The 25,920-nt window shown below is 72.6% G+C and carries 26 protein-coding genes and 1 pseudogene; 19 read left to right on the forward strand and 8 right to left on the reverse strand.

From position 1 onward, the window contains the following. The first annotated feature begins 112 nt into the window (after positions 1-112). A complete protein-coding gene (locus ACA511_RS20260) occupies positions 113-562 on the forward strand; it encodes a PGPGW domain-containing protein (RefSeq protein ID WP_375025975.1) in 450 nt (149 codons plus the stop codon). 71 nt (positions 563-633) lie between these two features. After that, positions 634-1,068 carry a hypothetical protein gene (locus tag ACA511_RS20265; RefSeq protein ID WP_375025976.1) on the forward strand — a complete coding sequence of 145 codons (435 nt, stop codon included), beginning with the start codon at positions 634-636 and terminating at the stop codon, positions 1,066-1,068. A gap of 8 nt (positions 1,069-1,076) precedes the next feature. Here ACA511_RS20265 and ACA511_RS20270 read toward each other — a convergent pair whose 3' ends face one another. Genes ACA511_RS20270 through ACA511_RS20285 form a run of 4 tightly spaced genes read right to left on the reverse strand, consistent with a single transcriptional unit; the run spans position 1,077 to position 4,406 of the window. After that, complete coding sequence (locus ACA511_RS20270; RefSeq protein WP_375025978.1) at positions 1,077-1,946, reverse strand: fumarylacetoacetate hydrolase family protein; 870 nt, start codon at positions 1,944-1,946, stop codon at positions 1,077-1,079. Further along, positions 1,943-2,812 (reverse strand): fumarylacetoacetate hydrolase family protein, encoded by an 870-nt coding sequence (locus ACA511_RS20275; RefSeq protein ID WP_375025979.1) that lies wholly within the window; start codon positions 2,810-2,812, stop codon positions 1,943-1,945. Before ACA511_RS20275 ends, ACA511_RS20270 begins: the two co-directional genes overlap by 4 nt. Then, the gene (locus tag ACA511_RS20280) at positions 2,812-3,600 is read right to left on the reverse strand and encodes an SDR family NAD(P)-dependent oxidoreductase (protein ID WP_375025981.1); all 789 of its coding nucleotides are present in this window, start codon (positions 3,598-3,600) and stop codon (positions 2,812-2,814) included. The genes ACA511_RS20275 and ACA511_RS20280 overlap by 1 nt, the downstream gene beginning before the upstream one ends. 11 nt (positions 3,601-3,611) lie before the next feature. Beyond that, the gene (locus tag ACA511_RS20285; RefSeq protein ID WP_375025982.1) at positions 3,612-4,406 is read right to left on the reverse strand and encodes an SDR family NAD(P)-dependent oxidoreductase; all 795 of its coding nucleotides are present in this window, start codon (positions 4,404-4,406) and stop codon (positions 3,612-3,614) included. A 94-nt stretch (positions 4,407-4,500) separates the two neighbouring features. Between ACA511_RS20285 and ACA511_RS20290 the strand changes: the two genes are divergently transcribed. The 5 genes from ACA511_RS20290 to ACA511_RS20310 all read left to right on the forward strand — a co-directional run bounded on the left by ACA511_RS20290 (position 4,501) and on the right by ACA511_RS20310 (position 7,782). Then, positions 4,501-5,280 carry an IclR family transcriptional regulator gene (locus ACA511_RS20290; protein WP_375025983.1) on the forward strand — a complete coding sequence of 260 codons (780 nt, stop codon included), beginning with the start codon at positions 4,501-4,503 and terminating at the stop codon, positions 5,278-5,280. Between the two features lie 64 nt (positions 5,281-5,344). Further along, a complete protein-coding gene (locus tag ACA511_RS20295; RefSeq protein ID WP_375025984.1) occupies positions 5,345-5,896 on the forward strand; it encodes a carboxymuconolactone decarboxylase family protein in 552 nt (183 codons plus the stop codon). A gap of 170 nt (positions 5,897-6,066) precedes the next feature. Continuing rightward, positions 6,067-6,297: a hypothetical protein gene (locus ACA511_RS20300; protein WP_375025985.1), complete on the forward strand. Its 231-nt coding sequence runs from the start codon at positions 6,067-6,069 to the stop codon at positions 6,295-6,297. Further along, positions 6,294-6,500 (forward strand): ferredoxin, encoded by a 207-nt coding sequence (locus tag ACA511_RS20305; protein WP_375025986.1) that lies wholly within the window; start codon positions 6,294-6,296, stop codon positions 6,498-6,500. The genes ACA511_RS20300 and ACA511_RS20305 overlap by 4 nt, the downstream gene beginning before the upstream one ends. A gap of 1 nt (position 6,501) precedes the next feature. Then, complete coding sequence (locus ACA511_RS20310; protein ID WP_375025987.1) at positions 6,502-7,782, forward strand: cytochrome P450; 1,281 nt, start codon at positions 6,502-6,504, stop codon at positions 7,780-7,782. Here ACA511_RS20310 and ACA511_RS20315 read toward each other — a convergent pair. After that, positions 7,775-8,827, reverse strand: coding sequence for an amidohydrolase family protein (locus tag ACA511_RS20315; protein ID WP_375025988.1), 1,053 nt, complete (start codon positions 8,825-8,827; stop codon positions 7,775-7,777). The two genes, ACA511_RS20310 and ACA511_RS20315, sit on opposite strands and share 8 nt — an antisense overlap. A gap of 94 nt (positions 8,828-8,921) precedes the next feature. Between ACA511_RS20315 and ACA511_RS20320 the strand changes: the two genes are divergently transcribed. Then, the gene (locus ACA511_RS20320; RefSeq protein WP_375025989.1) at positions 8,922-9,383 is read left to right on the forward strand and encodes a MarR family winged helix-turn-helix transcriptional regulator; all 462 of its coding nucleotides are present in this window, start codon (positions 8,922-8,924) and stop codon (positions 9,381-9,383) included. Between the two features lie 25 nt (positions 9,384-9,408). Here the strand turns inward: ACA511_RS20320 and ACA511_RS20325 are convergent. Further along, positions 9,409-9,516 (reverse strand): annotated as a pseudogene (locus tag ACA511_RS20325) (alpha/beta hydrolase domain-containing protein); the annotation flags it as partial. A gap of 89 nt (positions 9,517-9,605) precedes the next feature. Between ACA511_RS20325 and dacB the strand changes: the two are divergent. Beyond that, positions 9,606-11,132: a D-alanyl-D-alanine carboxypeptidase/D-alanyl-D-alanine-endopeptidase gene (gene dacB / locus ACA511_RS20330; protein ID WP_375025990.1), complete on the forward strand. Its 1,527-nt coding sequence runs from the start codon at positions 9,606-9,608 to the stop codon at positions 11,130-11,132. A gap of 45 nt (positions 11,133-11,177) precedes the next feature. Here the strand turns inward: dacB and ACA511_RS20335 are convergent, their stop codons facing one another. After that, complete coding sequence (locus ACA511_RS20335) at positions 11,178-11,750, reverse strand: hemerythrin domain-containing protein (RefSeq protein WP_375025991.1); 573 nt, start codon at positions 11,748-11,750, stop codon at positions 11,178-11,180. 196 nt (positions 11,751-11,946) lie between these two features. On the opposite strand from ACA511_RS20335, the gene ACA511_RS20340 reads away from it, so the two are divergent. Beyond that, on the forward strand, positions 11,947-13,161 hold the full coding sequence (locus ACA511_RS20340) for a hypothetical protein (protein ID WP_375025992.1): 1,215 nt from the start codon (positions 11,947-11,949) through the stop codon (positions 13,159-13,161). A gap of 201 nt (positions 13,162-13,362) precedes the next feature. Here the strand turns inward: ACA511_RS20340 and ACA511_RS20345 are convergent, their stop codons facing one another. After that, the gene (locus ACA511_RS20345) at positions 13,363-13,485 is read right to left on the reverse strand and encodes a hypothetical protein (RefSeq protein ID WP_375025994.1); all 123 of its coding nucleotides are present in this window, start codon (positions 13,483-13,485) and stop codon (positions 13,363-13,365) included. Between the two features lie 231 nt (positions 13,486-13,716). Here ACA511_RS20345 and ACA511_RS20350 point away from each other — a divergent pair, with 231 nt between their 5' ends. The 9 genes from ACA511_RS20350 to ACA511_RS20390 all read left to right on the forward strand — a co-directional run bounded on the left by ACA511_RS20350 (position 13,717) and on the right by ACA511_RS20390 (position 25,918). After that, positions 13,717-14,142, forward strand: a complete 426-nt coding sequence (locus tag ACA511_RS20350) for a hypothetical protein (protein WP_375025995.1) — start codon at positions 13,717-13,719, stop codon at positions 14,140-14,142. An 82-nt stretch (positions 14,143-14,224) separates the two neighbouring features. Continuing rightward, positions 14,225-16,279 (forward strand): MMPL family transporter, encoded by a 2,055-nt coding sequence (locus ACA511_RS20355; protein WP_375025996.1) that lies wholly within the window; start codon positions 14,225-14,227, stop codon positions 16,277-16,279. A gap of 117 nt (positions 16,280-16,396) precedes the next feature. Beyond that, positions 16,397-20,101: a nitrate reductase subunit alpha gene (locus ACA511_RS20360; protein WP_375025997.1), complete on the forward strand. Its 3,705-nt coding sequence runs from the start codon at positions 16,397-16,399 to the stop codon at positions 20,099-20,101. Further along, entirely contained in the window at positions 20,101-21,756 is a 1,656-nt protein-coding gene (gene narH / locus ACA511_RS20365; protein ID WP_375025998.1) for a nitrate reductase subunit beta, read from the forward strand. Before ACA511_RS20360 ends, narH begins: the two co-directional genes overlap by 1 nt. Beyond that, the gene (narJ, locus tag ACA511_RS20370) at positions 21,753-22,385 is read left to right on the forward strand and encodes a nitrate reductase molybdenum cofactor assembly chaperone (RefSeq protein WP_375025999.1); all 633 of its coding nucleotides are present in this window, start codon (positions 21,753-21,755) and stop codon (positions 22,383-22,385) included. Before narH ends, narJ begins: the two co-directional genes overlap by 4 nt. Continuing rightward, positions 22,382-23,125, forward strand: a complete 744-nt coding sequence (narI, locus tag ACA511_RS20375; RefSeq protein WP_375026000.1) for a respiratory nitrate reductase subunit gamma — start codon at positions 22,382-22,384, stop codon at positions 23,123-23,125. The genes narJ and narI overlap by 4 nt, the downstream gene beginning before the upstream one ends. 1 nt (position 23,126) lies before the next feature. Further along, positions 23,127-24,188 carry a tellurite resistance/C4-dicarboxylate transporter family protein gene (locus ACA511_RS20380; protein WP_375026001.1) on the forward strand — a complete coding sequence of 354 codons (1,062 nt, stop codon included), beginning with the start codon at positions 23,127-23,129 and terminating at the stop codon, positions 24,186-24,188. A gap of 82 nt (positions 24,189-24,270) precedes the next feature. Beyond that, the gene (locus tag ACA511_RS20385) at positions 24,271-25,176 is read left to right on the forward strand and encodes an ABC transporter ATP-binding protein (protein WP_375026002.1); all 906 of its coding nucleotides are present in this window, start codon (positions 24,271-24,273) and stop codon (positions 25,174-25,176) included. 1 nt (position 25,177) lies between these two features. Next, positions 25,178-25,918: an ABC transporter permease gene (locus tag ACA511_RS20390; protein ID WP_375026003.1), complete on the forward strand. Its 741-nt coding sequence runs from the start codon at positions 25,178-25,180 to the stop codon at positions 25,916-25,918. The last annotated feature ends 2 nt before the right edge of the window (positions 25,919-25,920 follow it).

The raw sequence follows: 25,920 nt of genomic DNA on the forward strand, positions 1-25,920 counted from the left end.
GCCATGCGCTCGGCCGTCGGACTCCCCACCGGCGCGGCCGGTGGGGAGTCTTTCCCTTGCGGGGGACGAGGTTTGACGGGAACCGCCTGCGCAAGATCTAGCGTTGTAACGCATGGAGAGTTGGCGGGGGGACGGTCCGGGCCCCGTCCGGGCGGGAGGCGCGATGGGGTACGGGAAGTCCGCCAAGCGCGGCGTGGTGCTGGTCGCCGGGGGGCTGGTGCTGGTGGCGGGTGTGGCGCTGCTCGTGCTGCCCGGTCCGGGGCTGCTGCTCGTGCTGGCCGGGCTGCTCATCCTCGCGCGCGAGTTCCCGGCCGTGGACCGCTACGTCGAGCCGGTCCGGGAGCGGGCGATCCAGGCGGCCGAGGAGAGCGTGCGGTCGTGGTGGCGGCTGACGGGGTCGGTCCTGACGGGGCTGGCGCTGATCGGGGCCGGGGTCGCGTGGGGGCTGGTGGAGAGGCTGCCGCTGTCGGGGTGGAGCACCGGGTCGGGGCTCATCCTGTCCGGGTTCATCCTCTTCGGCCTGCTGTACTGGAGCTACCGGCGGGTCAAGGGCGCGGGCTGAGCGCTGCCGAAATCCTTCAGGAAAGGTGCGCTCGCTTTGATCCGCGGCGGGGGTATCACCGTGCAATGGGTATGGGCATTGTTCTTCGGATTCTCGTGGCCGCCGGACTCGCGGCCGACGCCATCGTGCACTGGCGGTTCGCGCCGGACATGGCCCCCGGGCCGAACACCCCCGACAACGTCATCCCCGGGGACGACCTCTTCTACGCGCAGGCGATCGCTGCGGCGGTCGCCGCCGTCCTGGTGCTGGTGTGGGCGCGGAAGTGGACCTACGCGCTCGCCTTCCTCGTCGCGGCGAGCGCCGCCGGCGCCGTCCTGCTGTACTACTTCGTCGACTTCGGGCAGCTCGGGCCGATCCCGCGCATGTACGACCCGTCGTGGTACGCCGACAAGACGATCAGCCTCGCCGGGGAGCTGGTCGCCGCGCTCGCGGCGCTCGCCGGGTTCTTCACCGTCGGCCGGAGGGAGCCGGCGGAACGGCGTTCCACCGGCGCCTCCGTGGACTGAGGCCCGGCTCAGCCGGCCGGGGCGGGGGCCGCGTCCTCCCGTGCGGCGACGAATCGCTGCGTGAGGCGGCCGACCCCCTCCAGCTCGCTGACCAGCTCCTCGCCCGGCCGGATGAAGCGCTTCGGCGTGCGGGCGTTGCCGACCCCGGACGGCGTCCCGGTGAAGACGAGGTCCCCGGGGAACAGGCGGCAGACCCGCGACAGCCGGACGAGCAGCTCCGGCACGTCGTAGATCATCGCGGAGGTGCGGGCGCTCTGCACCGTCTCGCCGGACAGGCTGCACGAGATGGCGAGGTCGGACGGGTCGCCGAACTCGTCCGGCGTGACCAGCCAGGGGCCGGTCGGGCCGAAGTTCGGGAACGACTTGGCCAGGCTGAACTGCGGCTTGGCCCCGGCGAGCTGCGACGTCCGCTCGGAGAGGTCCTGGCCGAGGGTGATGCCGGCGACGTGCTGCCACGCGTCCTCGCGGCGGACGCGGACGGTGTCGCGGGACACCGCCACGACCATCTCGACCTCCCAGTCCACGGTGCCGGACGGCAGTTCGACCTCGCAGACGGGCCCGGCCAGGCAGCCGGGGAACTTCGTGAACGTCACGGGCGCCGAGTCGGGCGGGTAGCCGGCCTCGCTCGCGTGCGCCGCGTAGTTGATCCCGATCGCGAACACCTGCGGCGGACGGGGCACGGGCGGCCCCAGCTCCTCGACCGCGAACGCCGCGCCCCGCGACGGGTCGAGCGACGCGGCCCAGTCGCGGAACGCGTCCCACTCGGCGAACACGGCCTGCGGGTCGGCGGCGAACCGGCCCCCGCTGGCCTCGGCGACGTCGACCGCCGTGTCGCCGGTGACGACGGCGAGGCGTCCGCGCAGGTTGGCGAGCCTCACCAGTCGACCTTGTCCGGCGCGGGCTCGCCGTGCGCGTCCTGCCAGGACACCACCGGGTTCCGCAGGGTGCCGACGCCCTCGATCTCGGCCTCCACGACGTCCCCCGGACGGAGGTAGAAGTCGAACGGGTTCGGCTGGACGGCCGCGACGCCGGAGACGGTGCCCGTCGTGAGGATGTCGCCCGCGCTGTAGGTCTGCGGCGAGTGGTAGGCCACCAGGTGCGGGATCGACACCCGCATCTGCTTGGTGTGCCCCGTCTGCCGCACGTCCCCGTTCACCCGCAGCTGCATCGCGAGGTCCTGCATGTCGTCGATCTCGTCCGCGGTGACGATCCACGGCCCGATCGGGCAGAACGTCTCGATCGCCTTGCTGAACGAGAACACCCCCGACTCCATCTCGCGGCGCTGGATGTCGCGGGCCGTGATGTCGTTGAAGACCGTGAACCCGGCGATGTGCTCCAGCGCCTCGTCGGGCCCGAAGAACTTGCCGGGCTTGCCGATGACGACGGCCAGCTCCAGCTCGTAGTCCAGTTCCCGGGTGAGGTGCTCCGGATAGACGATCGGGTCGTCCGGGCCGATGATCGCGTCCACGTTCTGGAAGAACACGATGCCCTTGTGCACCGGATGCGACCAGTTGACGGCCTGGAGCTCCTCGTGGTGGTCGGCGAAGTTGCCGGCCGTGTGGAAGAACTTCTTCGGCTGGATGGGCGCGCGGAGCCGCACGTCCGCGAGCTTCAGCCGCTCCCCGGTCTCGGCGGCCGTCCCGCCGCGCTCGAAGAACGCCCGCGTGGACGGGACGTCCAGCTCGATGACGTCGTCGCCGTCCAGCCGCCCGACCCGGCCCGCGTCGAAGGTGATCAGCTTCATCAGGCGCCCACCATGTTGAAGCCGCCGTCGGCGAGCATGTAGGCGCCGGTGATGTGGGACGCGTCCTCGGTGGCGAGGAACAGGGCGGTGCCCGCGACCACCTCGGGCGGCGGGATCGTGCCCATCGGGGTCTGCGCGATGAGCTTCTCGCGCCGCCCCGACTTCCAGTCCTCGCGCTCCAGCGTGGCGCCGGTCTCCATGAAGCCCGGCGCGAACGTGTTGACGCGGACGGACGGCGCGAACGCCGCCGCGTACGACTTGGTGATGCCGAGCAGCCCGTACTTCGCGGCGGCGTACTGCGGGGCCCGCGCGCTGCCCCGCACGACCACGGTGGAGCCGATGTTCACGATCGCGCCGTGGCCCTGGTCCAGCATCCGGGAGCCGAACTCGTGGGTCATCAGGAGGGTGCCCTTGACGTCCACGTCGATGACGCGGTCCAGGGACTCCTGCGTCAGCTCACGCCACGACATCTGCTCGGTCGCCACGTCCCCGACGTTGTTGACCAGGACGTCCAGCGTGCCCGCCTGCGCGAACGCCTCGTCGGCGAGGCCGCGGATCGCGTCCCAGGACGAGATGTCGGCCTGTACGACGAACGCCTCGCCGCCCGCCTCGCGGACGCGCTCGGCCGTCCGCTCCGCGCCCTGCTTCGAGCTGTTGTAGTGGACCCCGACCCGCGCGCCCTCCTGCGCCGCGCGGACGGCGATCTCGGCGCCGAACCCGGTGCCGGCCCCCGTGACCAGCACCGTCTTCCCGGCGAACCGCGGGAATATCTTCTGCTCCGTGCTCATGTGAGTCTCTCCTAGACCAGCGTGCGGCCGCCGTCGACGTACATGACGTGCCCGGTCATGAACGACGCGTGCGGCGAGGAAAGGAACAGGATCGGGCCGACGACCTCGTCCGCCGTGCCCAGCCGCCCGGCCGGGACCAGGCGAACCAGATCATCCCGGACTCCGGGCCGCGCGAGGTACTCGGCGGTCAGCGGCGTCTCGACGTAGCCGGGCGCGACCGCGTTCACCGTGACGCCGTGGCAGGCCCACTCGGCGGCCATGACCCGCATCATCTGGTTCATGCCGCCCTTGGACGCGGCGTAGGGGCCGTGCTTCTTGTGCGCCAGATGCCCGGACACCGACGACAGGAGGACGATGCGCCCGCCGCCCGCCGCCACCATGTGCCGCCCCGCCGCCTGCGCCGCGCCGAACGCGGTGGACAGGTTGGTGCGGAGCACCGCGTCCCACTCGGCCTCGGTGAACTCCAGGATCGGGCGGCGGTCGTTGACGCCGACGCAGTGCAGGAGGACGTCGAGGCCGCCCATCCCGTCCAGCGCGTACCGGACGGCGGCGGCGCCGGCGCCCGGCTCGGTCAGGTCGGTCGCGAGCGTGCGCGGCCTCGTCCCGTCCGGGGCCGGGGGCAGGGCGTCCAGCCGGGCGGCGTCGCGGTCGACCACCGTGACGGCGGCGCCGGCGCCGAGATAGCCGCGGACGCATTCCGCGCCGATCCCGCCCGCGCCGAGGACGAGCACCCGGGCGCCGCGCAGGCCCAGCCAGTCGGTCGCCGTGTCCGGTGACGCCTGAGTCGTCGGTGACCCGTCAGCCACTTGCGGTTCCTCGCCTTCCCGATGTACTTTCACCCTGAGCTTTCATTGAGTGAAAGTTACTTTTACTAAACAAGAGTATTGGTGACGGGGGAACATGACGTCAAGCGGCCGGTCGCGGTACCACATCGCGGCGCTCGCGAAGGGCCTGCAGGTGCTGAGCCTGTTCGACGGGCCCACGCTGTCCCTGCGCACCAGCGACATCGCCGCACTGACCGGCATCCCGATGCCCACGGCGTTCAGGATCGTCGCCACCCTGGAGGACCTCGGCTACCTGGAGCGGCGGCACGACGGGTCGGTCCAGCCCGGGGTGAAGGTGCTGACGCTCGGCTCGGCGGCGATGCGGGGGTCGAGCCTGGTGCAGCTCAGCGACCGTCCGCTGCGGCTGCTCGCGGAGGCGACGGGGGAGACGGTCAACCTCGGGGTCCTGGTCGAGGACCGCGTCCTCTACCTCGCGCGGCTGCGCAACGCCGACCTGGTCACGGCCAACGTCCACGTGGGTTCGACACTGCCCGCGCCCTACACGTCCATGGGCAAGCTCCTGCTCGCCTACCTGCCGCAGGACGATCTGGACCGGCGCATCACCGAAGCGTCCTTCACCCCAGGCGCCGGGCCCAACGCTGTCGCCGACCTCACCGAGCTACGCGCCCAGTTGGACGGGATCCGCCGCGACGGCTACGCCGTCCAGGACCAGGAACTCGCGCAGGGCCTGCGCTCTGTCTCGGTCCCGGTTTTCGGGACGGACGACGCCCCGGCCGCCGCGGTCAACGTCGCCGTGTCCGCGATGCGCCGGTCGGAGGACGACCTGCACGGCGAGATCCTCGACCGGCTCCGCGCGACCGCCGACGACATCAGCACGCGGTTGCGGACGCGCTGACGCCCGCACGCCGACACGCTGATCTTGAGAAACCGACCCGTGCAGAACGGACAGTGAGGAACCGATGACCCGGCAGCACGCGTTCACGCCCGGCGAGCTCGACGGCGACCGCCTGGCCGTCTACAAGTCGATCACCGAGGGCCCGCGGGCGAAGGGCCCGCGCCTGTTCGACCTGGTCGCGGAGTCGGGCGCCCTGCTCGGCCCCTTCAACGAGTTCCTGCTGCGGCCCGCGCTCGGGGACGCCCTGCAGCGGCTCGGCGCGGCCGTCCGCTACGAGGGCTCGCTCAGCGGGCGGGCCCGCGAGATGGCGATCCTCGTCGTGGCCGCCGCCTGGGACAGCGAGTTCGAGCGCACCTCCCACGAGGCCGTCGGCCGGGCGGCCGGCCTCACCGAGGCGGAACTCGCCGCCATCGCCGCGCAGGCGCCCCTCGACCTCCGCGACCCGCACGAGGCCGCCGTCCTGCGCCTCACCCGCGCGCTCGCCGCCGGCGACGTGGACGACGAGACCTGGGCGGCCTGCGTCCCCCCGCTGGACCGCGAGACCGTCTTCGAGCTGACCACCCTCGTCGGCTACTACTCGACCCTCGCCCTCCAGATGCGCGCCTTCCGCGTCTGACCTCCGCGTGCGGCGGGTCTTGCCCCATCAAATGAACAGTCGTTTAATTCGGTTATGGGACGCATCGCGGGCGTCACCGCGGCCGAGACCCGGACCGTCCGATCACCGGACCGCTGCTGGTCATCGGCCGCGCCCTCGCGCACCGCCGCGACGCGGGCGGCCGCCTGATCGTGGAGGCGCTGGCCGCGGCCCGCCGCGACGCCGGCGTCGCCCGCCCGATGCGCGACTACGTGGACGAGCGCGCCGGCCGGCTCGCCGGACTCGTCCGCCTCGCCCAGGCCGGGGACGAGATCGACCCGGCCATGTCCGCGAACGCGCTCGCGCACCTGTGCCTCCTGCTGAGCATGGGCAGCGCGCTCGCACCGCCCGGCCCCACGGCCGACACGGGAGGAAAGCCATGAAGACGAAGGTGCGGATCGACTCGGAACGCTGCCAGGGGCACGGCCGCTGCTACGACCTGGCGCCCGCCCTGTTCGGCGAGGACGACGAGGGCTACGGGACGGTCCTCGGCGACGGCGTCGTGCCCGAGGGCGGGGAGCACGACGCCCGCCTCGCGGTGGCGAACTGCCCGGAACGGGCGATCGACGTCTCCAGGGAGGCATGACATGGCCGCCGACGACCGCTTCGACGAGGACCATGTGCGGGAGGAGCGGGAGAGCCGCCCCCTCGGCACGCGCAGCGAGGTCGTCACCGGCCCGGTCTCCGACTGGGCGAGCGACTTCTCCCACCTGGAACCGGAGTGGGCCGCCGACCCGTACCCGATCCAGGACGACCTGCGGCGGCGCTGCCCGGTCGCGCGGACCGAGCGGTTCGGCGGCGGCTGGCTCCCGACCCGCTACGACGACGTCGCGGCCATCGCCTACGACACCGACCGCTTCACGTCCCGCGCGGTCGTCATGAGCAACTTCCGGCCGCCGCGCGAGGTCGCGCCGGTGGGCGTCACACCGCCGATCTCGTCCGACCCGCCGTTCCACCACGACGCGCGCAGGCTGCTGCTGCCGGCGTTCAAGAAGTCGGCCGTCCAGAAGCTGGAGGCGGGGACGCGGGCGTTCTGCCACGCGCTCATCGACTCCTTCGAGGGCCGCGACGTCGTGGACGCCGCGCAGGACTACGCGCAGCACATCCCGATCCGGGTCATCGCCGACATGCTGGGCTTTCCGCCCGAGGACGGGCCGCGCTTCCGCGAGTTCGTCGAGAACACCCTCGAAGGCGTCAACCTGCCGCCGGACGAGCGCATCGCCCGCATGGACAAGCTGTTCGGCTACCTCCTCGAACAGATCCGCGACCACGTCGCCGAACCCCGCGACGACCTCACCACACACCTGATCGAGGCGGAACTGCACGGGCGGAAGCTCGACCCGTCCCACGTGTCCGGGACGATGGCGCTCCTCCTCATCGCGGGCATCGACACCACGTGGAGCGCGATCGGGGCGTCGCTGTGGCATCTGGCGAAGACGCCGTCCGACCGGGAGCGCCTCGTCGCCGACCCGTCGCTGCTGCCGACCGCGATGGAGGAGTTCCTCCGCGTCTACGCGCCCGTCACGATGGCGCGGCTGGTGAAGGAGGACATGCACTGGCGCGGCGTCGACATGAAGGCCGACGACTGGGTGCTGCTGTCGTTCCCGGCCGCCAACCGCGACCCGGCGCAGTTCGACCGCGCGGACGAGGTCGCCATCGACCGCGAGGTCAACCGGCACGCCGCCTTCGGCCTCGGCATCCACCGCTGCGTGGGCTCGCACCTGGCCCGCATGGAACTGCGCGTGGCGCTGGAGGTGTGGCTGGAACGGATCCCGTCCTTCGCCTTGGCGGACCCGTCCGCCGTGACGTGGGCCGCCGGCCAGGTGCGCGGCCCCCGCACCCTCCCCGTCCACTTGGGTGTCAGGTGAGTCTTGCGGCGAGGCGGGGGAGGAGGCGGAGGGCGTTGGTCCGGGTTATGGCGCGGTGCGCGCGGGCGTCGAGGGCCGGGTCGCGGTCGAGGTCGCGGGTGTTGAGGGTGACCTCGCGGGCGGAGTTGGCGGGCCAGTCGGTGCCGAACAGGACGCGGTCGGCGCCGACGGCGCCGAGCAGGGTCGGGGTGGCGTACGGGGACGCCGGCAGGGCCGTGTCGTAGTGGAACCGCCGGAGGGCGGGACGCATCTTCGCGGGGAAGGGGCCGCCGTCCTCCCGGTGCGAGCGCTCGGCGCGGCCGGCCATGTACGGCAGGAACCCGCCTCCGTGGGACAGGACGACCGAGACGCGGGGATGCCGGTCGAGGGTGCCGGCGGCGATGAGGCTGAGCGCGGTGCGGGTGGTGTCGAGCAGGAAGTCGGCGAGCCAGTCGCCGACCTCGGGCAGCTCGACGATGCCCTTGGGCGCGACCGGGTGGGCGAACACGACCGCGCGGCGCCGGTCGAGTTCGGCCCACAGCGGCTCGAACATCGGGTCGCCGAGGTAGTGGCCGTCGGCCGAGGTGTTGAGGAGGATCCCGTCCGCGCCGAGGTCGTCCAGCGCGTGGGCGATCTGCTCGACGGCCAGCTCGGGATGGAGCATCGCCGCGTTGGCGAAGAAGCCGAACCGGGTGGGATGGTCGCGCACCAGCTCGGCGAGCGACTCGTTGCACACCCGGACGCCCGCGACGGCGGTCGCGCGGTCCTGGAAGATCTCGGCCGGGACGGGCGCGGACGCGACGCCGGCGGCGATGCCGTTGGCGTTCATGGTCCGCAGCGTGCTCCGCAGCGTCCACTGGGCCCAGGCCGGGCCGCCCTCCGGCGGGAGGATCCCCTGCTCGACCGCCCACTGCCGCATCTTCGGCGGGACGGCGTGGTGGTGGGTGTCGATCCTGCCGCGTGACGTCCCGGGGGCGGCCGCGGCGGCCGCGCTCGCCGGGACGGCGGCCATCGCCGCGGTCAGGCCGGACACCTGCAGCGCGCGTCGGCGGGTCATGTCGGGCATGCGTGTCTCCCTCGATCGTTCCTGCGCCGCCCACCTATTTCTCTGCTGAGAAAGTCTCAGATGAGACGATATCAGAGCGTCCTACCATGGGGCCATGCTCGACGACCTGCTCGAACGGATCCTGGCCGCGGAAGGCGACCCCGCCGCCCGGCACGCGGGGCTCGGCATGCTGCTGGCCGCCGCGCACGGCCGGGCCCGGGAGGGCATGAACGACGAGCTCCGCCCGCTCGGCATCGACGTGCGCGGGTTCAGCATGCTGCTCGCCCTGGACGTGTACGGGCCGTCCAGCCAGCGGCGCCTCATCGACTTCACCGGCATCGACAAGTCCACGATGGTGCGCATCGTCGACGACCTGGAGGACGGCGGCCTCGTGCGGCGGGAGCGGTCCCCGCAGGACCGGCGGGCCCACGCGATCCGGCTGACCGGCGACGGCGCGCGGACCCTGGAGAGCGCGCGGCGCGCCGGCGTGGCGGTCGGCGAGCGCGTCTTCGGCCGCCTCGGCCCGGACGAGCGCGACCAGCTCGTCGGGCTCCTCCGACGCCTCGCCGCCCGCTAGCCGCGCTGCGGAGGGTCTCGCCGGAGTTGTCGCCCGTGTCGAGGGCCGTGGGCGCCCGCACCTGCGAGAGCCGGATGCCGCCCTTCGCCGGCCCGAGCTCGTCGCGGACCTTCGTTCCGTCCGGGGACGTCATCGGCGAAATCACCGGCCACCCGGACGACCCGGCATACCCGTCGCGCCGGGGTCCTTGACGGCGGCCGCCGGGGGCCTACGCTCGCCCTCATGCATGGTCGACTGGTGCGGATCTCGTCCGTCGTGCTCGCCGGAGCCGTGGCGCTCACCGCGCCGGCCGTACCCGCGCGGGCGGCCGCGCCGGGGGACCTGCGCACCGACCTCGACGCCATCCTCGCCGACCCCCGCCTGGACGGCGCGACCGTCGGCGCCGTCGTGCGCGACGCCCGGACCGGCGCCGTCCGCTACTCGCGCGGCGCCGCCGCGCGAGTGCTGCCCGCCTCGAACCTGAAGATCTACACCTCCGGCGCGGCGCTGTCGCTGCTCGGCGCCGGGTACCGGTTCGGCACCAGCGTGCACGCCCGGTCGGTGTCGGGCGCGACGGTGAAGGGGGACCTGTACCTCAAGGGCACCGGCGACCCGACGATGCGGGCCGCCGAGTACGACCGGCTGGCCGCCCAGGTCGCCGCGAAGGGCGTCGAGCGCGTCGAGGGCGATCTCGTCGCGGACGACACGTGGTTCGACGCCGTCCGGACGCCGTCCCACTGGGACCCGTCCGACCTGCAGTACTACTACGCCGCGCCGATCTCCGCGCTGACGGTCTCGCCGAACGACGACTTCGACGCGGGCTCGGTCAACGTGACGATCACGCCGGGCGCCGAGGGGGAGCCCGCCAAGGTCGCCCTGGCGCCCGCGACGGACGTCGTCAAGATCGATGACCGCGCGGTCACCGGGCCGCCCGGCTCGCCGTCCACGGTGGCGGTGAACCGGGCCGAGGGCGGCGACACGATCGTGGTGAGCGGCTCGTACCCGGCCGGGGCCGCGCCCCTGACCGTCCTGCGCACGGTCAGGAAGCCGACGATGTACGCGGCGGACGTGTTCCGGAGGGCGCTGCGGGCGCACGGCGTCCGGGTCGGGGGCACGACCGAGCGCGGCCGGACGCCCGCCCGCGCCGCCCGGCTCGCGTCCCGCGCGTCCATGCCGCTGTCCCGGCTGACGGTCCCGTTCCTCAAGCTGAGCAACAACATGATCGCCGAGATCCTGGTGAAGTCGATCGGGCGGAAGGCCCGGGGCCGCGGCAGCTGGGACGCCGGGCTGCCGGTGATCGAACGGTACGTCCGCTCCCTGGGCGTCCCGGCCGGGCGGCTGGAGATGGCCGACGGATCGGGGCTGTCGCGGCTCGACCGCACGACCGCGGGGGACGTGGGCGCCGTCCTCGCGAGCGTGCGGCGGCAACGGTGGTTCCCGGCCTGGTACCGGGCGCTGCCCGTCGCCGGCGACCCCGACCGCATGGCCGGGGGCACGCTGGCCTCGCGGATGCGCGGCACGCCCGCGGCCGGCAACGTCCACGCGAAGACGGGCACGCTCACCGGCGCCACGGCCCTGTCCGGCTACGTGACGGACCCGTCCGGGCGCCCGCTGGTCTTCTCGGTGATCCTCAACGGCTACCGGGGCGGCGCCCCCAAGGACATCGAGGACGCCATCGCGATCCGCCTCGCCGGCGGGACGCCGTCCGCCGCGCCGCGCACGGCGCGGACGGCCCCGCGGCTGGAATGCTCCTGGACCAAGCGCTGCTGAGCGCCCTGCCCACCCGCGTGCCCACCCGCGTGCCCGCCCGCGCGGTCAGCCCTTGTCGCGGGCGTCGCGGATCATGTCCCGGACGCGGTCGACCACCGCCGCCATCGGCCCGGCGAGCATGTTCTTCTTCGCGGACTCCGTGCCGGGGTGCGGGCGGGTGGGCGCGGTGGCCTCGGCGGCGCGGACGGCGGCGGCGAAGCCCTTGAGCTGGGCCGGGTTGAACTGGTCCTTGAGCCGGTCGAACTCGTAGCGCTCCTCGGCTCGGGCGTGGGTGAGGACGTCCATGCGCAGCTTGTCGAGCGACTTCAGGAACCGCGGGTCGTCCGTGTCCATCCCGTCCAGCTCCGCCAGCAGTTCCTTGGCCTCGCGCTCCTCTGCCAGCCGGTCGTCCACGATGCCGTCGCCGCCGGGGAGCCGCCGCGCCATCGGGTGGATGATCTCCTCCTCGGCGGTCTCGTGGATGGCGAGCAGCTTCACCAGCTGCCGGAAGGCGCGGGTGCGCTCGGCGCCCTCGGAGTTCATGACCTCGTCGAACAGGTCCCGGATGCGGCCGTGCTGGGCGCGCAGCAGGTCGACGACGTCCTCGGTGGTCTCGGCGTTGGCGGGTGTGGTCTGCATCGGCGCTTCCCCGGTCTCCTCGGCGAACGGCCGCCCGGACGGCGACCGGACGGGTGGGTACCCGGAGCCGGGCCCGGTAAGCGAACGGACGGAGAGCGCGGGGCAAAGAAGTCGCCCGGCCTGCGGAATTCCCGTGCGTAACCGGGCCGCCGGGGTAGGGGCGCATCCTGCAACCGTGCCAGGACCGACAGGAAGGGTGAGCCTGGTGGCCTTCAACCCGCTCGAACACCGCGGCATCCCGCTGGACGACCAGCTCCGCAACTGGGCGCAACTGGACGTCGCGCCGGTCGATCCCGACCATTCCGATCCCTACACCCGCTGCCGGATCATCACGATGAACGGCATCGAGGTGGAGGCGATCATGTTCAGCCACCACTTCAACCGGGTCTGCCCCGACACCGAGGTCAAGCAGCAGCTCGCGAGCGTCCGCTACATCGAGGCGCAGCAGCAGAAGGTGGTCAACTGGCTGCTGCCCGGCCAGGCGTCGGTGCTGGAGACGACGCTCGCCTACGAGCAGGTCGCGGTGGACCTGACCGGGTGGGTGGCCCGCATGGAGCCCGACCCGTACCTCAAGCAGGCGTACAACTTCGGGCTGCTGGAGGACTTCGACCACCTGTACCGGTACGCCAACCTGTACGAGCTGATCGAGCACCGCAAGGCGGAGAAGATCGTCGACCAGCTCACCGAGGTCATGCCGGGACGGCCCGGCTACCAGCAGCACCGCGACCCGGTCGACAACGTCCGCGAGCCCTACGACCGCGAGGCGGCCGCGCCGATCTCCAAGCTGCACGCGCTGACCATCATGTCGGCCGAGCAGCAGACGATGAACTTCTACATGAACGTCGGCCCCATGTACATGGAGCCGATCGCCCGCCAGCTCTACCAGGAGATCGGGCTGGTGGAGGAGGAGCACGTCACGCACTACGAGTCGCTGGTCGACCCGGGCGAGACCTGGTGGGAGCGCCTCGTCAACCACGAGTACAACGAGTGCTACCTGTACTACTCGTTCATGCAGACCGAGACCGACCCGCGCGTCAAGGGCATCTGGGAGCTGCACCTGAACATGGAGCTGGAGCACCTGCGGATCGCGTGCGACCTGATGCGCCGCCACGACGGCCGCGACCCCGAGTCGGTGCTGGCGCCCGCGCTGCCCGAGCCGGTCACGTTCGAGCCCAACAAGCAGCTGGTCCGCGAGCTGCTCGCCACCCAGATCGACTGGACGACGCTGGGCACCGGGTACGTCCAGGAGGCGCACCAGCGGTTCGAGGAGTACCAGGACAAGATCAACGCCGAGCGGGGGGCCCAGGAGACCGTCATCGACGACCACCGGGACAAGTTCGGCGACGAGTACCGCCTGGAGACCGAGGGCCCGCACCCCGTCCAGCGGCTGCGCGACAAGCCCGCCACCTGAGCCGGCGCGGGCTCACCCGGCCGGCAAGGAGATCACCGGGACGTCCTGACGCGGCGCCCCAGACGCCGTACGCCGGACAGGCCAAAGGGCCGGCCGAGGTCGCTGAGGTGTGACACTCGGCCGCCCGGCCTGCGGCCGTACGGCGCGAGGCAGTGCCGGGGCGGCGCCGGGACGTCGCCCGTGGCGTGCCCGCGGCGCGTGCTAGAGCGGGAAGAGCTTCGTGTACGGGGCCATGATCCGAACTTTCTGGGTGCCGAAGTCTACGAGGACGGCATTCGCCTCGACTTCGATCACCTGCCCGAGGCCGTATTTGTCGTGGGTCACCCGGTCCGCGACGCCGAAGTGCTTGGCGGGCGGAGGCGGTGGTGGTGGTTTGAAGGGACTTGTAGGCAAAGGTCGCCGCCGTGGTTTCATCAATCCCAGTATGCGCCCTCGCGCATGAGCTCGGGCAGACGGGGCACAAGTTCGGCGAGGCAACGACCGCGTTCCGGCCCTGGAGCCCGCCGGCGGAGGGCCCAGCCGGCCCCGGAGCATGTTCGTGATCGGAGAAGGCACATGAGCACCGTTCCCGCGCCCGCCACCCCGGGCGGGCCTCCGCACACCGGCCGCTGGCAGCTTCCCGGCGGGCGGATCGCGGTGGGCAACGTACGCGGGATCATTCGCGGCGCCCTCCACTCGTGGGGGATGGGCCCGGCCACGGGGAGCATCACCGACCGCGTGGCGCCGCTGATCCAGGATCTCGTCGTGCGGACCGCCGCCCGCTGCCGCGGACCCCTCGTCCTGCGGCTGGAACTCCACCAGCCCGCCCGGCTGCTGCTCGGCGAGATCCACGACACGGCCGACGACCGTCCCGGCCCCGGCTCCCACATCGCCGCGATCGCCGTCACCTACGGTCGGCGGGGCGCCCGCGGCGGCCCGGCAGGGTGGTACACGCACGCCTTCGTGTGGCCGACCCTTCCCGCCCCCCTCGGCTGCGCCTGACCGGCGATGATCGTGTTTCGCCGTCTCGGCTGGGGAATGCGTGCGGGAGCGAGACCCTCACTCTACGTAGCCGGGAAATGTCATGTCAGCATCGCGCGCCGTCCGCTGGGGCCTGCCTGTCGTGCTGCTGCTGGCCTGGCTCGTCATCGGCGGGACGCTCGGCCCGTACGCGGGGAAGCTCGGCGAGGTCGCCGTCAACGAGCAGTCGTCCTTCCTGCCGCGGAGCGCCGAGTCGACACGGGTGCTCCACCAGGAGGCGGCGTTCGAGCAGACCCGGACGATCCCCGCCATCGTCGTGTGGACGGTCCGTGACGGCAAGGTCACGCCCGAGCAGCGGGCGGCGGCGCAGCGCGCCCTGGGCTCGCTGAAGGGCGTCCCGTACATCACGGGGGAGCCGTCGCCCGTCGTGCCGTCGCAGGACGGGGCGGCGCTGACCGGTGTCGTGCGGGTCAGGTCCGACGTCGACGACCACAGCGTCGCGACGGTCGACCGCGTCCGCGACGCCGCGGCGCGGGTGCCCGGGACCCGCGCCTACGTCGCCGGACCCGCCGCCACCCAGGCCGACCTCAGCGACGCCTTCTCCGGCATCGACACCCTGCTCGTCGGCGTGGCCGTCCTCGTCGTCCTGCTGATCCTGCTGCTGGTCTACCGGAGCCTGCTGCTCCCGTTCGTGATCATCCTCGGCTCGGTGTTCGCGCTCGGGCTGGCCTGCGCGATCGCCTACTACCTGGCCAAACGCGGCGCCGTGAAGGTGGACGGGCAGGTGCAGGGCATCCTGTCGATCCTGGTGATCGGCGCCTGCACCGACTACGCGCTGCTGCTGTCGGCCCGGTTCCGCGAGGAGCTCACCAACGGCGAGGCCCGCTCCACGGCGCTCTGGGCCGCGTGGCGCCGCTCGGCCGGGGCCATCGCCGCCAGCGGCGGGACCGTGGCGATGGGGCTGATCGCCCTGCTGCTCAGCGACCTGTCCAACAACCGGGCGCTCGGACCGGTCGGCGCCATCGGCATCGCCTGCGCGCTGCTGAGCGCGCTGACCTTCCTGCCCGCGGTCCTGCTCCTGCTGGGACGGTCGGTCTACTGGCCCGCCCGTCCGCACCCCGACCGTCCCGGCGCGTCCCGGCACCGGATCTGGGAGCGGATCGCCGGCCTGCTGGACCGCCACCCGCGCCGCGTCTGGGCGAGCTGCCTGGTCGTGCTGATCGCCCTCGCCGCGTTCATGCCCACGCTCCGCACGGAGGGGGTGCCGCTGAGCGAGACGTTCGTGGGCGAGGCCCGGTCGGTGACGGCGCAGGACGTCCTCAACGCGCACTTTCCCGGCGGTTCGGGGAACCCGGCGGTGGTGCTCACCAACGCCGGTGCGCTGCCGCAGGTCGTCCGTACCGCGAGCCAGACGCAGGGTGTCTCGAACGTCCTGCCCCGCACCGAGGGCGGGGCGCCGCTCGTCGTGGACGGCCGCGCCCTCGTGGACGTCACGCTGACGGCCGCCGCCGACACCGGCGCCGCCCGGCAGACCGTGCGGCGCCTGCGCGACAACCTGCACGCCGTCCCCGGCGCCGACGCCCTCGTCGGCGGCTACACCGCCCAGCAGGCCGACACGCTGGCCGCCGCCCAGCACGACCGCGACGTCATCATTCCGGTCGTCCTCGGCATCATCGTGGTGATCCTCGTGATGCTGCTGCGCTCCCTCGCCATGCCGCTGCTGCTGGTCGCGACCGTCGCGCTCAACTACCTGGCGACCCTCGGCGTCGCCGCGCTCGTCTTCCAGCACCTGCTCGGCTTCACGGCCACCGACCCCTCGGTGCCGCTGTACGGGTTCGTGTTCCTCGTCGCCCTCGGCGTCGACTACAACATCTTCCTGATGACCCGTGCGCGCGAGGAGTCACTGCGGCACGGGCCGCGCGACGGCGTCCTGCGCGGCCTCACCGCGACCGGCGGCGTCATCACCTCGGCGGGCGTGGTCCTCGCCGCGACCTTCGCCTCCCTCGTCGTCATCCCGCTGGCGTTCCTCGTCCAGATCGCCTTCATCGTGGCGTTCGGCGTCCTGATGGACACCCTCCTCGTCCGCTCCCTCCTGGTCCCCGCCCTCGTCCGCGACGCAGGCCCCCCCACCTGGTGGCCCAGCGCCCTGTCCCGCTAGGCCAGGGCATGTTTGCGTCGAGGTTTGGTACATACGGCGGCCCGGCGATTCGGCGTCGTGCGGGTCGGGTAGTCGTGATCACGCACACGCTCCCGGTTCGGGAGGCGAGGGGGGCGCATGTCATCGGACCGCAGGTTGCTGGCGCCGCTGCTGCCCAAGGGGGAGCCGGTCGAAGGGCTGCTGCGGCGTGCGCAGTTCTTCGTTCCGGGCACGCCGTCCGGCGACTACCGGGAGGTGCGCAGGGAGGGCGGGCGCGGGGCCGAGGAGTTCTACCGGGAGCGGTGGCGGCACGACAGGGAGGTGCGGTCCACCCACGGGGTGAACTGCACCGGGTCGTGCTCGTGGAAGGTGTACGTCAAGGACGGCATCATCACGTGGGAGACCCAGCAGACCGACTACCCGTCGGTGGGGCCCGACTCGCCGGAGTACGAGCCGCGCGGCTGCCCGCGCGGGGCGTCGTTCTCCTGGTACACGTACTCGCCGTCGCGGGTGCGGTACCCGTACGTGCGCGGGCCGCTGCTCGCGCTGTGGCGGGAGGCGCGGGGGCGGACGGGCGACCCGGTGGCGGCCTGGGCGGAGATCACCGGCGACCCGGAGCGGACGGCCGCGTACAAGGGGGCGCGCGGCAAGGGCGGGTTCGTGCGGTCGACGTGGCCGGAGGTCACCGAGCTGATCGCCGCCGCCCATGTGCACACGATCAAGGAGTACGGGCCGGACCGGGTGGTCGGGTTCTCCCCGATCCCGGCGATGTCGATGGTGTCCTACGCCGCGGGCACCCGCTTCCTGTCCATGATCGGCGGGACGGTCCTGTCGTTCTACGACTGGTACGCCGACCTGCCGATCGCGTCGCCGCAGGTGTACGGGGACCAGACCGACGTCCCGGAGTCCGGCGACTGGTGGAACGCGGCCTACCTGGTGCTCTGGGGCACCAACCTGCCGATCACCCGGACGCCGGACGCCCACTTCATGACCGAGGCCCGCTACCGGGGCCAGAAGGTCGTCGTCGTCTCCCCGGACTTCTCCGACCACACGAAGTTCGCGGACGACTGGCTCGCGGCGGCGCCCGGCACCGACGGCGCGCTCGCGATGGCGATGGGCCACGTGGTGCTCAGCGAGTTCTTCCGCGACCGGCAGGTGCCGTACTTCACCGAGTACGTGAAGACCTACACCGACCTGCCGTTCCTGGTGACGCTGGAGGAGCACGGCGACGCCGTCCGCCCGGGGCGCTTCCTCACCGTCGCCGAACTGGGGGACGCCGGTGAGGGCGCCGCGCACAAGCCCGTCCTGCTGGACGCGCGGACGGGCGGGCCGGTGGCCCCGAACGGGACGCTCGGCTTCCGCTTCACCGACTCCGGCAAGGGCCGCTGGAACCTCGAACTCGGCGACGTCGACCCGCTGCTGACCCTGTACGGGCGGCACGAGGAGGCGCGGCCGGTGGACCTGCCGCGCTTCGACGTCGGCGAGACCGAGGGCGGCGCGGTCGTCCGGCGCGGGGTGCCGGTGACCCGGATCGCCGGGCGGCTGGTGACGACGGTGTTCGACCTGCTGATGGCGCAGTACGCCGTGCCGCGCGACGGGCTCCCCGGCGAGTGGCCGGACGGGTACGGCGACGCCGCGCACCCGTACACGCCCGCCTGGCAGGAGGAGGTCACGTCCGTCCCGGCGGCGGCCGCGGTGCGGGTGGCGCGGGAGTTCGCCCGCAACGCCGAGCTGTCGCGCGGCCGGTCGATGATCTGCATGGGCGGCGGGACGAACCACTGGTACCACTCCGACCAGATCTACCGGGCGTTCTTCACGCTGACGATGCTGTGCGGCTGCCAGGGCGTGAACGGCGGCGGCTGGGCGCACTACGTGGGGCAGGAGAAGGTGCGCCCGCTGACCGGCTGGCAGCAGGCCGCGTTCGCGCTGGACTGGCAGCGCCCGACCCGGCACATGACCGGCACGTCGTTCTTCTACCTGCACACCGACCAGTGGCGGTACGAGACGTTCGGGCCGGGCGAGATGGCCGGGCCGCTGAGCCGCGGCCTGTTCCGCGGCCGGATGTTCGCCGACTGCCTGGCGCAGGCGTCCCGCCTCGGCTGGACGCCGTCGCATCCGGGGTTCGACCGCAATCCGCTCGACCTGGCCGACGAGGCCCGCGCGGCGGGACGGCCCGTCGCCGACCACGTGGTGGACGAGCTGAAGGCCGGCCGGCTCGGGTTCGCCGGCGCCGACCCGGACGCCCCGCAGAACTGGCCGCGGGTGATGACGATCTGGCGGGCCAACGTCCTCGGCTCCTCGGGCAAGGGCATGGAGTACTTCATGCGGCACCTGCTCGGCACCGACGACGCCGTCCGGGCCGCGGAGTCGCCGCCGGACCTGCGCCCGGCCGAGGTCACGTGGCGGGACGAGGCGCCGCGCGGCAAGCTCGACCTCCTCACCACCATCGACTTCCGGATGACGAGTTCGTGCACGTACGCCGACGTCGTGCTCCCTGCGGCCACCTGGTACGAGAAGCACGACCTCTCCAGCACCGACATGCACCCGTTCGTGCACTCGTTCAACCCGGCGATCGCGCCGCCGTGGGAGTCGCGCACCGACTTCGACGCGTTCCGGCTCATCGCGGAGGAGTTCTCCCGGCTCGCCGCCCGGCACCTCGGCACCCGCACCGACGTGGTCCCGGTGCCGCTGATGCACGACAGCCCGGACGAGACGGCGCAGCCGGGCGGCCGGGTCCTGGACTGGAAGGCGGGCGAGTGCGAGCCCGTCCCCGGGGTGAGCATGCCGCGCCTCGTGACCATCGAGCGCGACTACGCGGCGGTGGCGGAGAAGATGGCCGCGCTCGGCCCGCTCGTCGACACGCTCGGCACGTCCACCAAGGGCGTCTCGCTGGTGCCGTCCGAGGCGGTCGAGTACCTGCGCGAGGCCAACGGGGTGGTGCGCGGCGGGGTGGCGGACGGGCGCCCGTCGCTCGCGACCGACCTGAAGACGGCCGAGGCCGTCCTCGCGCTGTCGGGCACCACGAACGGCCGCGTCGCCATGCGGGGCTGGCGGAACCTGGAGGAGCGGACCGGCGTCGCCCTCGCGGACCTCGGCGAGGAGCGCGAGGGCGAGCGCATCACCTTCGGCGACACCGTGGTGCAGCCGCGCGCCGTCTTCGCCAGCCCCGAATGGTCCGGCATCGAGTCGGGCGGACGGCGGTACTCGCCGTTCACCGTCAACGTCGAGCGGAAGAAGCCCTGGCACACGCTGACCGGGCGGATGCACTTCTTCCTCGACCACGAGTGGATCCACGAGTACGGCGAGGCGCTCCCGACGTACCGGCCGCCGCTGACCTACGCCCGCCACTACTCCGGCGAGCTGGGGATGCGGGAGGAGGGACGGCCCGAGATCACCGTCCGCTACCTGACGCCGCACTCGAAGTGGTCGATCCACTCCGAGTACCAGGACAACCTGCACATGCTGCGGCTCTTCCGCGGCGGCCCGGTCATCTGGATGAGCCCCGCCGACGCCGCGAAGATCGACGTCCGGGACAACGAGTGGATCGAGGCGTACAACCGCAACGGCGTGGTCGCCTGCCGGGCCGTGGTCACGCACCGGATGCCGCGCGGCACGGTCTTCATGTACCACGCGATGGACCGGCACCTGATGACGCCGAAGTCGGAGCTCTCCGGCTGGCACGGCGGCTCCGACAACTCGCTCACCCGCCTGGTGATCAAGCCGACGCACCTGATCGGCGGCTACGGCCAGTTCAGCTACGGGTTCAACTACTACGGCCCGACCGGCAGCCAGCGCGACGAGCTCGCCGTCATCCGGAAGCGGTCCCAGGAGGTGCGGTTCTGATGCGGCCCATGGCGCAGGTGGCGATGGTCATGAACCTCGACAAGTGCATCGGGTGCCACACCTGCTCGGTCACCTGCAAGCAGACGTGGACCAACCGTCCCGGCACCGAGTACGTCTATTTCAACAACGTGGAGACCAAGCCGGGCCTCGGCTACCCGCGCCGGTACGAGGACCAGAAGCAGTGGAAGGGCGGCTGGACGCTCGACGGCAAGGGCGGCTGGACGCTCGACGGCAAGGGCCGCCTCCAGCTCAAGGCGGGCGGGCGGCTGCGCAGGCTGCTGTCCATCTTCTACAACCCGGACCTGCCGTCCATCGACGACTACGGCGACCCGTGGACGTACGACTACCAGACGCTGATCGACGCCCCGCTCGGCACGCAGAACCCGAGCGCGCACTCCATCTCCGCCCTCACCGGACGCGACATGGACCTCCGCTGGGGCAGCAACTGGGACGACGACCTCGCCGGCGCCCCCGAGCACGCCCACGCCGACCCCGACCTCGCCGGCCTGGAGGACCGGGTCAAGATGGAGTTCGAGCAGGTCTTCATGTTCTACCTGCCGCGCATCTGCGAGCACTGCCTCAACCCGTCCTGCGTGGCGTCCTGCCCGTCCGGCGCGATGTACAAGCGGTCGGAGGACGGCATCGTCCTCGTCGACCAGGACCGGTGCCGGGGCTGGCGGTTCTGCGTGTCCGGCTGCCCCTACAAGAAGGTCTACTTCAACCACCGCACCGGCAAGGCCGAGAAGTGCACGCTCTGCTTCCCCCGCATCGAGGCCGGGCAGCCCACCATCTGCTCCGAGACGTGCGTGGGGCGGCTCCGCTACCTCGGGCTGTTCCTGTACGACGCCGACCGCGTCACCGAGGCGGCGGCGACGCCCGACGAGCAGGACCTGTACGAGGCGCAGCTGTCGGTGTTCCTCGACCCGTCCGACCCGGACGTGCGGGACGAGGCGGCGCGGGCCGGCATCCCCTTCGACTGGATCGAGGCCGCGCAGCGGTCCCCGGTGTACGAGCTGGCCGTCCGGCACCGGGTGGCGCTGCCGCTGCACCCGGAGTACCGGACGCTGCCGATGGTCTGGTACATCCCGCCGCTGTCCCCGGTCGCCGACGTCGCGCACTCCGCCGGATACGGCGACGCGGACCCCGACCGGGTGTTCGCCGCCATCGACGAGCTGCGCATCCCCGTCGAGTACCTCGCCAACCTGTTCACGGCGGGGAAGGCGGAGACCGTCCGGGACGTGCTGCGCAAGCTCGCCGCCGTCCGCGCCGTGCAGCGCGCCGGGCAGCTCGGGCTCGACCTCGCCGAGGACCTGCCCGCGTCCGTCGGGTCCACCCCGGACGAGCTGGACGACCTGTACCGCCTCCTCGCCATCGCCAAGTACGAGGACCGCTACGTCATCCCGAAGGCGCACGCCGAGGACGCCGGACGGCTCATGGCCCAGCACGAGCAGCTGTTCTGCAGCCTCGACGGCGACGGCGGCCCCGGCATGGGCGGGCACGGGCCCCCGTCCGACGTGGAGAGCTTCCACCCGGGCGAGGTGCGCGGCGGCGCGAGCACGTTCAGGGCGGGCGACGGCCGGACGCACTTCAACCTCCTCGGCTGGGACGGGCGCGGCGACGCGCCCAACCTGTTCCCCGAGGGCGACGCCCGGTGAACGACAGCGCGGACCGGCCGTACAAGCTCGCCTCGGTGCTGCTCCAGTACCCGACGATGGCGCTGTTCGAGGGCCTCGACCGGCTCGACGCCGCCGCGTCCGGGACCCGGCCGAAGGCGTCCCGCGAGGCGTTCGGGCGGTTCCTCGGCTGGCTGCGCGCCACCCCGCCCACCGAGGTCGCGCAGCACTACGTCGAGACGTTCGACCTGCGGCGCCGCTGCGCGCTGTACCTCACCTACCCGCGGCACGGCGACACCCGCAAGCGCGGGATGGCGCTGCTGGCGTTCAAGACCGCCTACCGCGTCGCGGGGTTCGCGCCGTCCGACGACGAGCTGCCCGACTACCTGCCGCTCGTCCTCGACTTCGCGGCGCTCGCCCCGGACGGCGAGCGGCTGCTCCGCCGGCACCGCGCCGACCTGGAACTGCTGCGCACGGCCCTGGACGACGCGGGCACCCCCTACGCCGCCCTCGTCGAGGCGGTGTGCGCGCGGCTGCCGCGCCCCGGCCGGCGGGACCTCGCGCTCGTCCGCCGGGCGTGGGAGAAGGGTCCCCCCGAGGAGGAGGTGGGGCTCGAACCGTTCGCCCCGCCGGAGTACCTGGACGGAACCGGAGCGGGGGCACGGCGATGACCGACGGGGACCTGTGGTGGTGGGTGATCCTGCCCTACGCCGCGATGATCGTGTTCGTGGTGGGGCACGTCTGGCGGTGGCGCTACGACCAGTTCGGCTGGACGAGCCGCTCCACCCAGCTCCAGGAGCGCAGGCTCCTGAAGTGGGGCGCGCCGCTGTTCCACTACTCCACGTTCGCCGCCATCGCCGGGCACGTCATCGGCATCCTCATCCCGAAGTCGTTCACCGAGTGGCTCGGCGTCCCCGAGCGCGCCTACACGCTGTTCTCCGGCATCGCCGGGTCGGTCGCGGCGATCGGCGTGCTCATCGGCGCCGGCATCCTGATCTTCCGCCGGATGAGGGTGCCGCGCGTCCGCGCCACCACCAGCGCGGTCGACTACCTCGCCCTGGTCCTGCTCGGAATCATCAGCGTCCTCGGCATCTACCTGACGCTCGGCGTGCAGCAGTTCGGCAGCGGCTACGACTACCGCGACACGGTGTCCCCGTGGTTCCGCAGCCTGTTCGCCGGCAGCCCCGACCACCGCGCGATCGGCGCCGCGCCCATCATGTACCAGGTGCACGCCACCGCCGCCTGGATGATCTTCGCGGTGTGGCCGTTCAGCCGGCTCGTCCACGCCTGGAGCCTCCCGCTGTGGTACCTGTGGCGGCCCTACGTCGTCTACCGGAACCGCCGCGCCGCGCCGCCCCCCGAACCGGGCACCGGCGGACGGAAGTGGCGCAAGATCGGCGTACCGTACTGATGTGGGCGGTGTGCGCCGGGGAGCGCTGAGACAGGCGGTCGCGACCCTCAATCCGGGGTACTTCGCGCTGGTGATGGGCACGTGCATCGTGTCGATCGGGGTGAACACCAACGGGCTGGCCACCCTGTCCGAGGCGATGATGTGGCTGGCCGTCGCCGCCTACGCGGTGCTCGTCGCGGCGACCCTGTGGCGGGCCGCCGCGTTCCGCGCCGAGCTGCGGTCCGACTTCACCGATCCGCGGCGGGGCTTCGGGTTCTTCACGTTCGTCGCGGGCACCGACATCCTCGGCACCCGGATCGCCGGGACGGGGGAGCACGGCATCGCGCTCGGCCTGCTCGTCGTCGGCGGCCTCAGCTGGCTCGTCCTCGGCTACGTGGTGCCGTGGACGGCGGTGCTCGGCCGCGAGGACCGGCCCGTCGTCGCCGGGGCCAACGGGACCTGGTTCATCTGGGTGGTCGCCAGCCAGTCCGTCGCGGTGCTGGCCGCCGCGCTGGAACCGGCGAGCACGGCCCGTTCCGCGCTGGCGCTCGTGGCCGTCTGCTCCTGGTCGGTCGGCGCGATCCTGTACGCCGCCGCCGGGGTCTTCGTCGCCGCCCGGATGCTGCTGTACCCGGTGCGCCCGACGGACCTGACGCCGCCGTACTGGGTCGCCATGGGCGCCACCGCCATCACCGTGGTGGCCGGGGCCAGGATCGTCGAGATGGCCGACGCGCCGATGGTGAACGCCACCCGCGGGCTGATCGCCGGCACGTCCGTCGTGTTCTGGGCGTTCGGCAGCTGGCTCATCATCCCGCTGGTCGCCGCCGGATGGTGGCGGCACGTGAAGCACCGCGTCCCGCTGCGCTACGAGGCGACGCTGTGGAGCATCGTGTTCCCCCTCGGCATGTACGGCGTCGCCGGGCAGTACCTCGGCCAGGCCGACAGCCTCCCCATCGTCGAGGCGATCGGCACGCACGAGACCTGGGTGGCGCTGGCCGCCTGGACGCTCGCCTTCGCCGCGATGCTCGTCCACCTGGCCCGCACCCTGGTCTGGCCGCGTCCGGCGGGCGCCGGGGAGTCGTAGGCCGCGGTCAACCGATCGGCTGATGGCGGGACGAGCGGCTCGGCCGATGCGCGGCGGGGGCGGGTCCCGCGATCCTCGAAGCATGCCGATCATCGAAGTCAGCGGCCTGCGCAAGGTCTACGGCGGCCGTCCCGTGGTGGACGGCGTCTCGTTCGCCGTCGAGGAGGGGGAGATCTTCGGAATCCTCGGCCCGAACGGTGCGGGGAAGACGACGACCGTCGAGTGCCTGGAGGGGCTGCGCGAGCCCGACGCGGGGGTCGTCCGCGTCGCCGGGCTCGACCCGCGCACCGAACGCGGGGGGCTGACCGGGATCCTCGGCGTCCAGCTCCAGGAGAGCGAACTCCAGGAGAAGCTGACGGTGCGGGAGGCCCTGGAGCTCTACAGCGCCTTCTACCCGGAGCCCGCCGACTGGCGCGGGCTCGCCGAGCGGCTCGGCATCACGGACAAGCTCGGCGCCCGGTTCGGCAAGCTGTCCGGCGGCCAGAAGCAGCGCCTGTTCATCGCCCTCGCCCTCATCGGCCGCCCCAGGATCGTCGTCCTGGACGAGCTGACCACCGGCCTCGATCCGCGCGCCCGCCGCGACACCTGGCAGCTGATCGAGGACGTCCGCGACTCCGGTGTCACCGTGCTGCTCGTCACGCACTTCATGGAGGAGGCCCAGCGCCTCTGCGACCGGATCGCGGTGTTCAAGCAGGGCCGCGTCGCCGCGCTCGACAGCCCGGCCGGGCTGATCCGGCGCAGCGCGGGCGGCACCGTGCTCTCGTTCACCCCGTCCCGGCCCCTCGACGACGCCGAGCTGACGGGGCTGCCCGGGGCCACGACCTTCGAGCTCCGGGACGGCCGCCTCACCATCCACGGCAGCGACGCGACCGTCAACGCGGTCATCTCGCTGCTCGCCCGCCGGCAGGTCGCCGCCCACCAGTTGCGGATCGGCGACTCCACGCTGGACGACGCCTTCCTCGAACTCACCGCAGAGCAGGAGAACTGACGTGTCCGCGTCCACCGCCGTCCTCAGAGCGGAATTCCGGCTCTTCGCCCGCGAGCCGTTCACCCTGTTCTGGATCGTCGCCTTCCCCACCGTGCTGCTGACGATCCTCGGCCTGATCCCGTCGTTCCGGGACCCCGACCCCTCCCTCGGCGGGAGCCGGGTCATCGACCTGTACGTCCCGGTCAACGTGCTGCTCGCGCTGATCATGGCGGGGATCCAGGCGCTGCCCCCCGTCCTGTCCGGCTACCGCGAGCGCGGCATCCTGCGCCGCATGTCGACCACGCCGGTGCGGCCCGGCTCGCTGCTGGCCGCGCAGATCGTCCTGCACGCCGCCGCGGCGCTGGGGTCGGCGCTGCTGGTCATCGCCGTCGGCCGGATCGCCTTCGGCGTGGCGCTGCCCGGCCGGCCGGCCGGCTACCTGCTGGCGCTCCTGCTCGGCGCGTTCGCCGCGCTGGCGCTGGGCGCGGCGGTCACGGCGGTCACGCCGACGACCAAGGCCACCACCGTGGTCGGCTCGGTCGTCTTCTTCCCGGCGATGTTCCTCGCGGGGGTGTGGGTGCCCGTCCAGGCCATGCCCGACCTGCTGCGGGACGTCGTGGAGTACTTCCCGTTCGGGGCCGCGTCGCAGGCCCTGAACCAGGCCGCCGAGGGCGCCTGGCCCGACTGGACGCACCTCGGCGTCACCGGGGTGTGGGCCGCCGTCCTGATCGCCGCCGCCGTGCGGTGGTTCCGGTGGGAGTAGGA

It is taken from the genome of Actinomadura sp. GTD37 (assembly GCF_041951365.1).
GTDB lineage: Bacteria > Actinomycetota > Actinomycetes > Streptosporangiales > Streptosporangiaceae > Spirillospora.

Coding starts and splice junctions, on each gene's coding strand:
- ACA511_RS20260 (WP_375025975.1), top strand. CDS start 113: ATGGAGAGTTGGCGGGGGGACGGTCCGGGCCCCGTCCGGGCGGGAGGC.
- ACA511_RS20265 (WP_375025976.1), top strand. CDS start 634: ATGGGCATTGTTCTTCGGATTCTCGTGGCCGCCGGACTCGCGGCCGAC.
- ACA511_RS20275 (WP_375025979.1), bottom strand. CDS start 2,812: ATGAAGCTGATCACCTTCGACGCGGGCCGGGTCGGGCGGCTGGACGGC.
- ACA511_RS20280 (WP_375025981.1), bottom strand. CDS start 3,600: ATGAGCACGGAGCAGAAGATATTCCCGCGGTTCGCCGGGAAGACGGTG.
- ACA511_RS20290 (WP_375025983.1), top strand. CDS start 4,501: ATGACGTCAAGCGGCCGGTCGCGGTACCACATCGCGGCGCTCGCGAAG.
- ACA511_RS20295 (WP_375025984.1), top strand. CDS start 5,345: ATGACCCGGCAGCACGCGTTCACGCCCGGCGAGCTCGACGGCGACCGC.
- ACA511_RS20305 (WP_375025986.1), top strand. CDS start 6,294: ATGAAGACGAAGGTGCGGATCGACTCGGAACGCTGCCAGGGGCACGGC.
- ACA511_RS20310 (WP_375025987.1), top strand. CDS start 6,502: ATGGCCGCCGACGACCGCTTCGACGAGGACCATGTGCGGGAGGAGCGG.
- ACA511_RS20315 (WP_375025988.1), bottom strand. CDS start 8,827: ATGCCCGACATGACCCGCCGACGCGCGCTGCAGGTGTCCGGCCTGACC.
- ACA511_RS20320 (WP_375025989.1), top strand. CDS start 8,922: ATGCTCGACGACCTGCTCGAACGGATCCTGGCCGCGGAAGGCGACCCC.
- dacB (WP_375025990.1), top strand. CDS start 9,606: ATGCATGGTCGACTGGTGCGGATCTCGTCCGTCGTGCTCGCCGGAGCC.
- ACA511_RS20335 (WP_375025991.1), bottom strand. CDS start 11,750: ATGCAGACCACACCCGCCAACGCCGAGACCACCGAGGACGTCGTCGAC.
- ACA511_RS20350 (WP_375025995.1), top strand. CDS start 13,717: ATGAGCACCGTTCCCGCGCCCGCCACCCCGGGCGGGCCTCCGCACACC.
- ACA511_RS20355 (WP_375025996.1), top strand. CDS start 14,225: ATGTCAGCATCGCGCGCCGTCCGCTGGGGCCTGCCTGTCGTGCTGCTG.
- ACA511_RS20360 (WP_375025997.1), top strand. CDS start 16,397: ATGTCATCGGACCGCAGGTTGCTGGCGCCGCTGCTGCCCAAGGGGGAG.
- narH (WP_375025998.1), top strand. CDS start 20,101: ATGCGGCCCATGGCGCAGGTGGCGATGGTCATGAACCTCGACAAGTGC.
- narI (WP_375026000.1), top strand. CDS start 22,382: ATGACCGACGGGGACCTGTGGTGGTGGGTGATCCTGCCCTACGCCGCG.
- ACA511_RS20385 (WP_375026002.1), top strand. CDS start 24,271: ATGCCGATCATCGAAGTCAGCGGCCTGCGCAAGGTCTACGGCGGCCGT.